Below are 12,529 nucleotides of genomic sequence, written 5' to 3' on the forward strand. Positions count from 1 at the left end.
TATTGTTAAGAGTATATTTTTTATTTATTCTATATATTAAAAGCCCTCTGTACACATACGGAAGGCTTTTAGTATATATTTTAATACCTTATGCTCTGAGGAAATGAAAATACATCTAATGGATCATATTTACATTTTACTTTTCTTAATCTACATGAATTTTCTCCAAAATAATTGGATTCATAATAAGGTAACTGCAATAAAGGAAAGTTAATATATGACCCTTCTGTAATACTATATATATATTTAAAGTTATTTAAAACCCAATTTACATTTTCTTCTTTATACAAATTATCTTCCCAAGCAGATTGTATCAATAATATATAATTTGCATCTCTAAAATAAAATGCTGTATCATACTTATTAACTGATTTAACTTCTCCTCCTAACCCATATACATTTATACCCGTATAAATAGAATTATTTGGTAGAGGTTGATTTATTATATCTACTAATTTCTCTAATTCATTTAAATAGTAATATTTATTAACAAATCTTCCTGTTGATTTAAAATGTTCATATGGAGGATATGAACTTGCTATTTGATTTACTACGTCTATATATTTATCATACTCTAAAATTATGTCTGCTTCTTTTATATTATAAAAAGGCTCTAAAAGCTTTCTAGTCTGCTCTTCGTTTTTATAAGATATTCCTCTAAAATATGCATATACTCCTTCCTCATTAGTGTGATATAATCCTCCACTTAAATTGATATCCTTATCTACTGAACCTATCCATTTTTGCCAAGTATCCAATATATTTACTTGTTCTTTTTTTGATATATTTTGATAAGTCATCCTAACATAAGTTACCTTATTTACTTTATGTGGAAGTTTAAATTTCATTGAGGTTATAACTCCAAAATTACCACCTCCAGCCCCTCTTAGAGCCCAAAATAGATCTTTATTAAAATATTTATTAGCCTTTATTATTTTACCTTTGTAATTAACCATCTCTATTTCTATCAACGAATCACAACCTAAGCCAAACTTTCTAGCCGAATAACCCCATCCACCTCCTAGAGCATAGCCACTTACTCCTACAGTTGGGCATGTCCCTCCTGGAAATGGATAACCTTGATTAGATATATAATTGTATAGTTGTGTGTTTTTTATTCCTCCTTGAACAGTCACTGTATTTTCTTCATAGTTTATATTTGCATTATTCATTTTGCTTATATCTATTACTACTACATCATTGCCTGTAGAGTATCCTTCATAGTTATGACCTCCAGATCTAATTCTAATCCTCAAACCATTATCATATGAACATTTTATTATATCGCTTACATCTTGTGTTGTTTCACAATAAGCTATTAATTTCGGAAATTTTTGAATTGACCTATTCCATTCTTGTCTTGCTTTTTCATAATCTAAACTATCTGGCGTTATAATTATCAAAAAATCACCTTCTTTTTTAAATATGTTCCTTTATGTCATAATATGTCTTTTATCATCTTACTGTTCCCCTTAATAAAAGTAAAAATATAAATATTTTTTTAACTTAAAAAGGAGATACTTTTTATGTATCTCCTTTTTTCTTATGTTCATTTTTATTTATTAAAATAATTTTTTACAGTTAAATATAGTATTTTACTATATTTACTAGGTTGTCAATAACTAACTTTATCATTAGGGGTGATGTTGTTAACATCACAGTAGAGATACTCGCTACAAAAAAATCATATAAATCAAGGGACATAATCTCATCTCCTAATAATTCAGTTTTTATATTATATTACTTAAAACTAAATTTAATAAATATTATTTAAAACTTATAGAAATACTAAAAGTATTGTAATAATAATTTTACTATTTTTTTAGAAGATATTATTTCAATATTTTATTTTGTTTTTTATCTTTAAAATTAAATAAAGGAGGCATTTATATGAGTGAGAAAAAGTTGCCTAAAGAAGCTTACGGTGGTATATCTGGTAAAGATTATGTACCATATATCACTGATAAGTCTAAAAAAGGTACAAACATAGCTATATTAATCGCAGGTGTTTTACTAGCTACGATATTTGCAGCTTCTACAGCTTACTCTGGTATGAAATCAGGACTTACTGTTGCTGCTGGTATTCCTGGAGCAATAATAGGTTCTATGTTTGTTGGAGTGTTTGCTAAAGAAAAGGGTATACTTGGTAAAAATATATTACAAGGTATGTCAAGTGGTGGAGAATCTATTGCAAGTGGTATGATATTTGTATTGCCTGCAATTATTTTAATAGGTAGCCAAATTACATTTTTAGAAGGTGTTGTAATAGGCATTGGCGGAGTTTTATTCGGTATAGGCTGTTCTTCTTTAGTTTATAGCTACTTAATAGTGGAAGAACATGGCAAACTTATGTATCCAGAATCTATGGCTATTTCAGAAACGCTAGTTGCATCTAACGCTGGTGGAGATGCTATAAAATTTATGGGTATTGGTTTTGTTATAAGCGGAATTATAAATGTATTAACAAGCTCTTTCTTAAATGTATTGAATAATACTATGACATTTATAGGAAGTAGATTTTATAAATGGAAATTCTCAACAGAAGTTAATCCTTTACTTTTAGGTATCGGATTTATCGTGGGTCTTGAAGTATCGTTAACAATGTTTGCAGGCTCAATTTTATCAAACTTCGGTGTAGCACCATTAATAGGTTACTTTACTGATATGGCAGCCAACGGTGCTGTTGTTTGGAATGATCCAGCCATTGCTATCAATCAAATGGATGTTAACTCTATTTCAGGTAGTTATGTAAAATATATTGGTGCTGGTATGATGCTTTGTGGCGGTATAATAGGCGCTCTTAAACTTATTCCTACTATAATTGTTTCTATCAAAGAAACCCTTAAAGCTAAGTCTAGCAAAGATGGTAGTTCAGAAGGATCATCTAGTGAAATGTTAATTTTATTAGGCGGAATTATTGTAGGATTTGTAGGAGCATTTTTAGTATCTCAAAGTATTACTATGGCAGTAGTTGGTGCTATTGTATCTCTTATATTATCATTACTATTTGTTATAGTTGCTGGTCGTTTAACTGGTACTATAGGTACTTCTAACCTTCCAGTCTCTGGTATGACAATAGCTTCTTTAGTTATACTAACATTAGTGTTTGTTATAATGGGATGGAAGGGTCAAGCTGACAATAAATCATTACTTCTATTTGCTACGTTTATGGTTGTTGCTATATCTATAGCTGGTGGTTATAATCAATCTCAAAAAGTTACTTATATTATAGGTGGTAGCAAACGTGAAATGCAAAACTACTTTACTATAGCTGGTATAGTTGGGGTTGTTGTTGTTACTGGAACAATATTATTACTTTCTAGCCAATTGGCTATAACTGGAAGTGATGCTCCATTTGCACTTCCTCAAGCAAACTTAATGTCAACATTAACTTCTGGTATAATGTCTGGTAATTTACCTTGGGTTATGATAATTGTTGGTGTGTTTATGGCTTTAGTTTTATTCTTCTTAAACTTACCAATAATGACAGTTGCTATAGGTTTCTACTTACCTATATCAACTACTTCTATAATATTAGTTGGTGCTTTAATTAGAGTATTTGTTGAAAATATGTCTAAAACTGAAGCTGAGAAAGAAGCTAGAGTTTCTAATGGAATAAGTTTATCATCAGGACTTGTTGCTGGTGGTTCTATAATAGGTTTAATAGGTATTATATTACAAGTTTCAGGAGTAATTAAGCCAAATATTCCAACTGGATTTGCATCAACTAACGCTATGGCCCTTATTATTTTAGCTGTACTAGTTGTAGCAACTACAATACCTATAGTTTCATCAAAGCCAAAAGGTAGCCAAAAATAATTAATATATATTTTAATAAACAAAAATAAAGGAACTATATTTTATAGTTCCTTTATTTTTGTTTATTAAATTGTATTTATTGGTATATAATAAGTATTTATATACTTTTTTGTTGTTTTTTAAATGTCAAGTTAAACATTTTATGTAAAAAATATTTTACTTTGTAATTTTGTATTTTTTATTGTCGAGATTTATGGTATAATCTAGTAACAATTTAATACAAGGAGGAATTTCTAATGAAGAAAAAATTACCTAAGGAGGCTTATGGTGGTGTAGCTGGTAAAGACTATGTACCATATATCACTGATAAGTCTAAGAAAGGTGGAAATGTTGCTATTTTAATTATAGGTATAATTTTATCAACTATTTTCGCTGCTTCTACTGCTTATTCTGGTATGAAATCAGGACTTACTGTTGCAGCAGGTATACCTGGTGCTATAATCGGTTCTATGCTTGTGGGTGTTTTCGCTCGTGAAAAGGGTATCCTAGGCAAAAACATTTTACAAGGTATGTCAAGTGGTGGAGAATCTGTCGCTAGTGGTATGATTTATGTTTTACCTGCAATTATATTAATCGGTAGCCAAATAACATTCTTTGAAGGTATGTTAGTTGGTGTTGGTGGAGTTTTATTCGGTATTGGATGTTCATCGTTAGTTTACAACTACCTAATAGTAGAAGAACACGGTAAACTTATGTATCCTGAATCTATGGCTATTTCAGAAACACTTGTTGCTTCTGATGGTGGCGGAGATGCTATAAAATACATGGGAATCGGTTTTGGTATAAGTGGTGTTATAAACGTTTTAACTGGTTCATTCTTAAACGTAGTAAATAATACTATGACATTTGTAGGAAGTAAGTTCTATAAATGGAAATTCTCAACTGAAGTTAACCCTCTACTTTTAGGTATAGGATTTATAGTTGGTCTTGAAGTATCGTTAACAATGTTTGCTGGTTCTATATTATCAAACTTTGGTATAGCACCATTAATAGGTTACTTTACTGATATGGCTGGAAGCAATGCTGCAGTATGGAATGATGCATCAATGTCTATTAGTCAAATGGATGTAAACGCTATCTCTGGTAGCTACGTTAAGTATATAGGTGCTGGTATGATGCTTTGTGGTGGTATAATAGGTGCTCTTAAACTTATACCTACTATAATTGTTTCTATCAAAGAGACTCTTAACGCTAAATCTAGTAATGATGGTAGCGCAGAAAGTTCTTCTGGAGAAATGATAATTCTACTAGGTGGTGTAGTTATAGGATTTGTAGCAGCATTCTTAATATCTGGTAGTATTACAATGGCTATCGTTGGAGCTATAGTTTCTTTAATACTAGCATTATTATTCGTTATAGTTGCTGGTCGTTTAACTGGTACTATAGGTACTTCTAACCTTCCAGTTTCTGGTATGACAATAGCTTCTTTAGTTATATTAACATTAGTATTCGTTATAATGGGATGGAAATCTCCACAAGATAATAAGTCTTTACTTTTATTTGCTGCTTTTATGGTTGTTGCTATATCTATCGCTGGTGGTTATACTCAATCTCAAAAGGTTACTTACATAATAGGTGGTAGTAAACGTGAAATGCAAAACTACTTCACTATAGCTGGGGTTGTTGGAGTTGTTGTTGTTACAGGAACAATATTATTACTTTCTGGACAATTAGCTATAACTGGTAGTGATGCTCCTTTCGCGCTTCCTCAAGCAAACTTAATGTCAACATTAACTTCTGGTATAATGTCTGGTAACTTACCTTGGGTTATGATAATTGTTGGTGTGTTTATGGCTTTAGTTTTATTCTTCCTAAACCTACCAATAATGACTATAGCTATCGGGTTCTACTTACCAATATCAACTACTTCTATAATATTAGTTGGTGCATTAATAAGAGTGTTCGTTGAAAAAATGTCTAAAAATGACTCTGAAAAAGAGGCTAGAATTGCTAATGGTATAAGTTTATCTTCTGGTCTTGTTGCTGGTGGATCTATAATAGGTCTAATAGGTATAATATTACAAGTTTCAGGTATCGTTAAGCCAAATACTCCTGCAGGATTTGCTGCAAGTAATATGATGGCATTTGTTATATTAATACTTTTAGTTATAGCTACAACTTTACCAATAATTTCAACTAAAGTAAGACAAAATGAAAAATAACGAAGATGTTTTAGGTATAATTTTCAAAGCATCAGATACAATTGATGTTGAAGTAAGTAACGATAATATTGTTACTATATTAGAAAAACAAGATCATAAAGTGCAAAACTTTTTTAGAAAGTTAAAATTTAAAATTCCACAATATAAAAAAATTGAATTAGATGAATTCGGAAGTACTGTATTTTTATTAATTGACGGCAAAAGAACCGTTAAAGAAATTGGTGAAATTTTAGATTCTAAATATGGTGAAAAAATCCATCCTCTTTATGAAAGACTACTGTTATTTTTAAATCACATTGATGTAAATTGTAACTATATTGAAAAACTAGATATTTAAAACATTATAAAATATCATAAAAATGGGAGGCTTAAACTTAGCCTCCCATTATTATTTTAAGTTGTTTATTTTAAATATTCCTATCTATCTTTTAGTAAATGAATTTATTTCACATGTAGAGTAAATAGATATATCTTCATTATTTTCTTCAACTACTAATACTCCACATCCAATTCCTTTTACATTTCCATTTATCGGTTCATCAGTTGGTGATAATACTTCTATATTTATAGTATTTATATTACTTACAACATTTGTTTTTGTTAATTGTACTTCAGAATTAGTTAATGCGTCAGTACGATCTTTAGATAATTGTACTGATGTTAAAGCATCTGTATACTCAACATTTGTTATTTCTTCAATATTAGTTTTGCTTACGTTATTAACTTCAGTTATATCTGCAGTTGTAGTATTTATATATTCAACTACATCATTAAAATATTTTTCTTCTACAGTATTTATTTCACCAGTTTCAATATTATTAACAAGGTTTACTACTTGAGTTACAGGAGATACATTTTGTACAACATCTACGTTAGAAACATTTCTAATACTTTGTATATTTTCTGATTCAACATTTTTTACACAATTACATGTATTTGTATGATCATTAACATCTTGTGCAACAGTAGTTTTTTGAATTTCTATTGAATCTACTGCATTAGAAGTTGTTACATTATTATATCCAGTCACCGCTGCCACTGTATTTGGTTGGCCTAGTGATGTTATAAATGAATTTGTAGCTGTATTATTGTATCCTGTTACTGCTCCTACTAATTGTGGAGTTCCTGATATACTTAAGAAGTTTCCTGCAGAGTTTAATGACACTATATTATTTGTTCCTGTTATCGATACATTTTGACCATTACTAAATTCAAGAGGAATTTCAATAGTTTCTGTTGGTATAGGAGGACATTTTTGTAATTGACCTTTTTTTATTGTTATTTTTAATTGTCCAGTTATAATTTGATTGAAAGCAGGCTCTACAAATGTTGTTGTTCCAACTGAATTTACAGCTGTTATTCCACCTAAAACATTTGTTTTAGTTGGATTACCTAGAGAAGTTAATGCTGAGCCTGTATTCGGTTGATATCCTGTAACTACTCTAGATGTAGTTGGATCACCTAAATTTTTCACAAAGCTTGATTCATTAAATTCTATATTTTCTACAACTTCTACAGGATCTATACTTGTAGATTCTACAAATGTTTTAGGAGTTGTTGTAACATTTACAACGACATCTGTATTGTTTGTTGTAATAGGACCACTTACTGGTATTTTATTTGAATTAATACCGCTTACTACTGATGTAGTATTCATATCTATATTTGTTACTACTTCAGTAGACTGCGTTTGTATATCTGATAAAACCTGAGTATTTTGAGGCGTTACACTTTTAACTACATTTTCAGTATTAAGAGATACATCTTCTACAACAGATTTTTGATTTAAATTTAAAGATTCTACTACAGGAGAAGTTGTCTCTTGTAAGTTTACATCTTCAATAACACTAGTAGATTCACTACTTATATTAACATCTTTTACAACGTTTACTAATTCTATGGAATCTATAGTTGATACTTCTCTAGATTCTTCTAAAGATCCATTATATCCTATACTTTCTATATCATTTTTGTTACATTGTAAGTTTTTTTCCATATTTCTTTTGCATTTACTTTGAGTGTCTTGATTATTAGGTCTATTACAGTTGCAACTACAATTATTATTTTGATTACCTATACAAACATTATTACCCATAGAATTACCATTATGATGGTTATTACAGTTGTTATTTGTACTTTCTGTTTCATCAAAATCACAATCTTTATTGTAGTTTATTTTTTTTCTAACTTTTATTTTTTTGAATTCATCATCTGCATCTATTGCTAAATAATCATGAGCACAATTAGAGTGATGTCTTATTATTTGATTAATTCTTCTATTTAAACAATTTATAAATTCTCTATCACTAGTTTCACTAGTTAAAATTTTTATTTTAGATATATCACAAAGAGATATAGTTAAATCACCAAATACTGCAATAGTATCACATATTTTTATTTGCTCCAATACCCCTGAGTTAATGCCTATACGATATACTAACCCTGTATTTAATGTTATCTCTATATTTATTCCAAATCCGGGTATATTAGAATGGTGCACACAATCTACTATAGCTTTTAATACTGCTCTTATGCCATTTACACATAATCCATTGTTTTCAAGATTACATCTATTTGCATTGTTCCAATTATTTTCACAAAATTCATTATACATAATTTATCACCACCATCAAATTCATAAGATATATTTATTAATTAATATATCTAGTATTAATGTATTAATTTTCGACCTAATTTGATACAAAAACTATATATAAAATAAAAAATAGTAGTCAGCAATGACTACTATTTTCTAATATGTTATTATTCATTTTTAATTAAGCCTGAGATGCCCAATCTGCTGGATATGTTACATATATAAATCTAGCATAATCTTTAACAGAGAATTGTATACTACTTCCTTTTGGTATAAGTATTAGTTCACCAGCTGAAGCAGATACTGTTCTTCCATCTATTATTATATCTAATGTTCCTTCTATTACATAATCAATTTCATCATAGTTTAAAGTCCAATCAAATGTTGTTTCTTTCATTTCCATCATTCCACAACCTAATCTTGGGCTTTCTTCTAATGTAAATAGGTCTTTAGTATATACTACATCTTTAGGGTTTCCTGTATCTAATCTATTTGATTCATCAACCTTTACAGTTGGTAATTTTATAGATGTTATTCCACTTATATCTTTATTTCTTACAAAATCTACGCTATCTTTAGCTCCATTTATTTTTTCTTCTATTATTTGTCTTACTAATGTTTCAAGTAAACTTTTATCTATATTTTTTATATCCATTTTATGCTTGCTCCTTTTTTAGTGTTTTATTTGCTATAACCATAGCTAACATAACTGCACTTATTCCTCCAACTAATTTAGCAACTATCATTGGAGTTATCATTTCTGAATTAAATCCTGCTGTAAATCCTAAGTGATCTCCAAATACGAATGCTGCTGATACAGAGAATGCTACGTTTATTATTTTTCCTCTATCATCCATATCTTTCATCATACCAAACATAGGTATACAGTTAGCTAAACTTGCAACAAGTCCTGCTGCTGATATATCATTCATTCCAAGTAGTTTACCTAAAGCCATTAAAGGCTTATTAAATACTTTAGTTATAACAAATACTAGTGGGAACGCTCCAGCTAAAACTATCGCTATATCTCCAACTATTGCTATACCATCATGTATAGGAGCCATTCCTGGTATTATAACTATTCCAGTTAATGCTTCTACTATAGCTGCTGCAAGACCTAATGTTATAACTATTACTACGCCTTTTCCAAAGTAAGTAAATCCTTTTATCATAGCGTTTTCAAACTTTAATAATCCAAGGGCTATAACTATTGCAAATATTATTATAGGTATTAAGTTTTTAACAACCATCATAAGTGGGAATCCTGCTACTAATCCTCCAACAAATGCTCCAACAGGTATCGTTATTATACCTGCAAGTATTCCTGTTGCTAAGAACTTTTGATCTTCTTTTTCTATTATTCCAAGAGCTACTGGTATTATAAATACTATAGTAGGTCCCATCATTGCACCTACTATTAATCCACCAAATAATCCTGCTTGAGGATCTTTTGCAAGTTCCATTGCAAGTGGCGCTCCACCCATATCATTAGCAAGTAAACTTCCTGCAAACATTGCTGGGTCTGCACCTAACATATCAAATACAGGAACTATTATAGGTCTTAATACGTCTGCAAGTACTGGTGCTAAACATATAACCCCTACCATTGCAACCGCTAGAGAACCCATTGCCATTATACCTTCTTCGAATTGTTCTCCTAGTCCAAACTTATTGCCTATAGATTTATCTATAGCTCCAAGTACCATAAATAGTACCATTACATAAATTATAATTTCATTTATACTCATAATGCCCCTCCATTATATTAGATTTTTTATTATTTGATTATCAACATATGGTATTATTGAAGTATTTACTATATCTTTTTTTGCTAAGATTTTAGTACCTTCATCTATACCATATTCCAAACTACTTAAATCTCCACTTACTATATATACAAGCTTTCCTCCTATTGCAAAAGAGAGTTGCAATTTAACAAGAGATACATCACTAGATTTTAATGTTTTGTCAAGTGCTCTAAGCCCTGAACATACTTTGTTGGTTTCCACTACTCCAATAGATGTTATACTTTCTAATTTTTTATATTTGTTTTTTAGTCCATTTATTATATCCAAACTAACTGCATTAATTACAAAGCTATCAACTATATAACCACTACCTTTAGTCAATCCATAATCTATGGACTCATTTATATAAGAAGTTTCCCCAGCTATTATTATTAAGAATTTACCTGGACAAATACTTTTTAAATATAATACTTCAACTGAGGACTTCTTAAGCATTTCATTCGATACTTCTATACCTTTTGCTATACTTCTAAATTCTATAGCACCTATACTTTTATTCATCGAAAAACTCTAATGTATCAACTATACCAACTATAGTTGCATCTATTGGCACATCTCTTTTTTCAATGGATGCTCTTGCTGATGAACCTTTAGTTATGAAAACTAAGTCTCCATTACCAGCTCCTGCATTATCAGCTGCAACTAAAAAACCTTCTTTGTACGTATCTTTAGTTTTTAAAAGCTTTACTACTAAAAACTTTAATCCACATAATTTTTCATCTTTTCTAGTTGCCCACACATTGCCTACAACTTTACCTATTTCCATAACAATTCACCACTACATTCTTTTTAATTTTAAATGATGTATTCTCATAAAGTCAGTAGCTAATGGAGTTAATATGCTTTTTTTGCTAACAATAACATTTTTTATTCCATTTACCATTGGCTTTCTTAAGTCGCTTTCTGATATAAGTTTTTTAGTTCTTAAATCTAAACTAAATTCATCATCTATTTTCACTTCTTCACTTGAAGTTTTTTTATCCAAACTGTTTAATCCTAAGTTTTCTATTTTATTAGTGTTTATTTTATCTTTTAAAGTTATAGCACTTAAGTCTTTAACTACTTCTACACCAAATTTTAAGATCTCATCTTCATAAGATAAGTATTTGTTATATAGAGCTTTTGGTGCAGTTTCTTTGTATCTTTTATATTCTATACCTTCATCTAATACATATACTTTTTTGCCTTTCATAAGCATTTTAAGTATAAATCTTTCTTCATCACTTACACTATTTCCTAAAGCCAAATTACAAAGCCCTCTCATACAAAGCTTAGATACTATAATAACTTCACAGTCTCTCACACTTTTTTCAAAAGGCACTATATCAAGATCTTCTTTTAGAAAATTAAATCTTTCTTGGTTATTTTCATATATTAAAACAGCTTTTGGCTTATTTGTAATTTCTAATTTATCTGTAGAATTTATTTTTTTGTAAATCTCTTCTACTATAAGATTCACAAGATTATCATAATTCATATATTATCCTCCCTAGAGGTAGTTTACTAATTTTAATCTTTTATAATTTTCGCCATAGTTCCTTTGCTAAATCCACATGCATTAGCTTCATCATAGTCTATATGCATATATGTGTTAAAGTTTTCATTAACTCTAACAACTACATCATCAAATATTAATGGTCTTTGACCAAATACTTTAACTTTAACTACTTCATTGTCATTTACATTAAATTTAGCTGCATCACTAGGTGTTATGTGTATATGTCTTTTAGCAACCATAAGACCTTTTTCTAATGAAACTTCACCATGTTCTGTAGAAATTTTTATACCTAATGTATTTTTTAAATCTCCACTTTGTTTTATAGGAGCTTTTACACCTAAAGAAGATCCATCTGTTAGCGACACTTCAACTTGAGTTTCTTTTCTACAAGGCCCTAGTACTATAACATTTTTTATACTACCTTTTGGACCTGTTATTGTAACTCTCTCTTTGCAAGCATATTGCCCTGGTTGAGATAAATCTCTTAGCTTTGTTAATGTATATCCTTTTCCAAATAGCTTTTCTACATCTTCTTCGCTTAAGTGAACATGTCTACCAGATGCTTCAACCTCTATAAAAGCTTCTTTTTTAACTCTACTTATAACTTCTTGTACTATTTCATTTAATAGATTTTCCATAATGTCCT

Annotated in this window: 11 protein-coding genes; 3 read left to right on the forward strand and 8 right to left on the reverse strand. The window is 29.6% G+C overall.

Annotated elements, in window-relative coordinates; genetic code table 11:
• Positions 1–80 precede the first annotated feature (80 nt).
• Positions 81–1,403, reverse strand: a complete 1,323-nt coding sequence (locus BLP75_RS00315; protein ID WP_242872348.1) for an FAD-binding oxidoreductase — start codon at positions 1,401–1,403, stop codon at positions 81–83.
• A 487-nt stretch (positions 1,404–1,890) separates the two neighbouring features.
• Here BLP75_RS00315 and BLP75_RS00320 point away from each other — a divergent pair, with 487 nt between their 5' ends.
• The 3 genes from BLP75_RS00320 to BLP75_RS00330 all read left to right on the forward strand — a co-directional run bounded on the left by BLP75_RS00320 (position 1,891) and on the right by BLP75_RS00330 (position 6,318).
• Positions 1,891–3,819 (forward strand): OPT family oligopeptide transporter, encoded by a 1,929-nt coding sequence (locus tag BLP75_RS00320; RefSeq protein ID WP_092721746.1) that lies wholly within the window; start codon positions 1,891–1,893, stop codon positions 3,817–3,819.
• Positions 3,820–4,055: 236 nt separating this feature from the next.
• Positions 4,056–5,981: an OPT family oligopeptide transporter gene (locus BLP75_RS00325; RefSeq protein ID WP_092721748.1), complete on the forward strand. Its 1,926-nt coding sequence runs from the start codon at positions 4,056–4,058 to the stop codon at positions 5,979–5,981.
• On the forward strand, positions 5,971–6,318 hold the full coding sequence (locus BLP75_RS00330) for a PqqD family peptide modification chaperone (RefSeq protein WP_092721750.1): 348 nt from the start codon (positions 5,971–5,973) through the stop codon (positions 6,316–6,318). Before BLP75_RS00325 ends, BLP75_RS00330 begins: the two co-directional genes overlap by 11 nt.
• Before the next feature lie 84 nt (positions 6,319–6,402).
• Here BLP75_RS00330 and BLP75_RS00335 read toward each other — a convergent pair whose 3' ends face one another.
• The 7 genes from BLP75_RS00335 to eutD all read right to left on the reverse strand — a co-directional run bounded on the left by BLP75_RS00335 (position 6,403) and on the right by eutD (position 12,521).
• Positions 6,403–8,595: a hypothetical protein gene (locus BLP75_RS00335; RefSeq protein ID WP_092721752.1), complete on the reverse strand. Its 2,193-nt coding sequence runs from the start codon at positions 8,593–8,595 to the stop codon at positions 6,403–6,405.
• 163 nt (positions 8,596–8,758) lie between these two features.
• Positions 8,759–9,232 carry a cupin domain-containing protein gene (locus BLP75_RS00340; RefSeq protein WP_092721754.1) on the reverse strand — a complete coding sequence of 158 codons (474 nt, stop codon included), beginning with the start codon at positions 9,230–9,232 and terminating at the stop codon, positions 8,759–8,761.
• 1 nt (position 9,233) lies between these two features.
• Positions 9,234–10,325 (reverse strand): ethanolamine utilization protein EutH, encoded by a 1,092-nt coding sequence (eutH, locus tag BLP75_RS00345; protein WP_092721756.1) that lies wholly within the window; start codon positions 10,323–10,325, stop codon positions 9,234–9,236.
• Between the two features lie 12 nt (positions 10,326–10,337).
• Positions 10,338–10,886, reverse strand: a complete 549-nt coding sequence (locus tag BLP75_RS00350) for a BMC domain-containing protein (protein WP_092721758.1) — start codon at positions 10,884–10,886, stop codon at positions 10,338–10,340.
• The gene (locus BLP75_RS00355) at positions 10,879–11,151 is read right to left on the reverse strand and encodes a EutN/CcmL family microcompartment protein (RefSeq protein WP_092721760.1); all 273 of its coding nucleotides are present in this window, start codon (positions 11,149–11,151) and stop codon (positions 10,879–10,881) included. Before BLP75_RS00355 ends, BLP75_RS00350 begins: the two co-directional genes overlap by 8 nt.
• Positions 11,152–11,163: 12 nt before the next feature.
• On the reverse strand, positions 11,164–11,862 hold the full coding sequence (locus BLP75_RS00360; RefSeq protein WP_092721762.1) for a TIGR02536 family ethanolamine utilization protein: 699 nt from the start codon (positions 11,860–11,862) through the stop codon (positions 11,164–11,166).
• 32 nt (positions 11,863–11,894) lie between these two features.
• On the reverse strand, positions 11,895–12,521 hold the full coding sequence (eutD, locus tag BLP75_RS00365) for an ethanolamine utilization phosphate acetyltransferase EutD (RefSeq protein WP_092721764.1): 627 nt from the start codon (positions 12,519–12,521) through the stop codon (positions 11,895–11,897).
• Between the last annotated feature and the right edge of the window lie 8 nt (positions 12,522–12,529).

It is taken from the genome of Romboutsia lituseburensis DSM 797 (assembly GCF_900103615.1).
Taxonomy (GTDB): domain Bacteria; phylum Bacillota; class Clostridia; order Peptostreptococcales; family Peptostreptococcaceae; genus Romboutsia_F; species Romboutsia_F lituseburensis.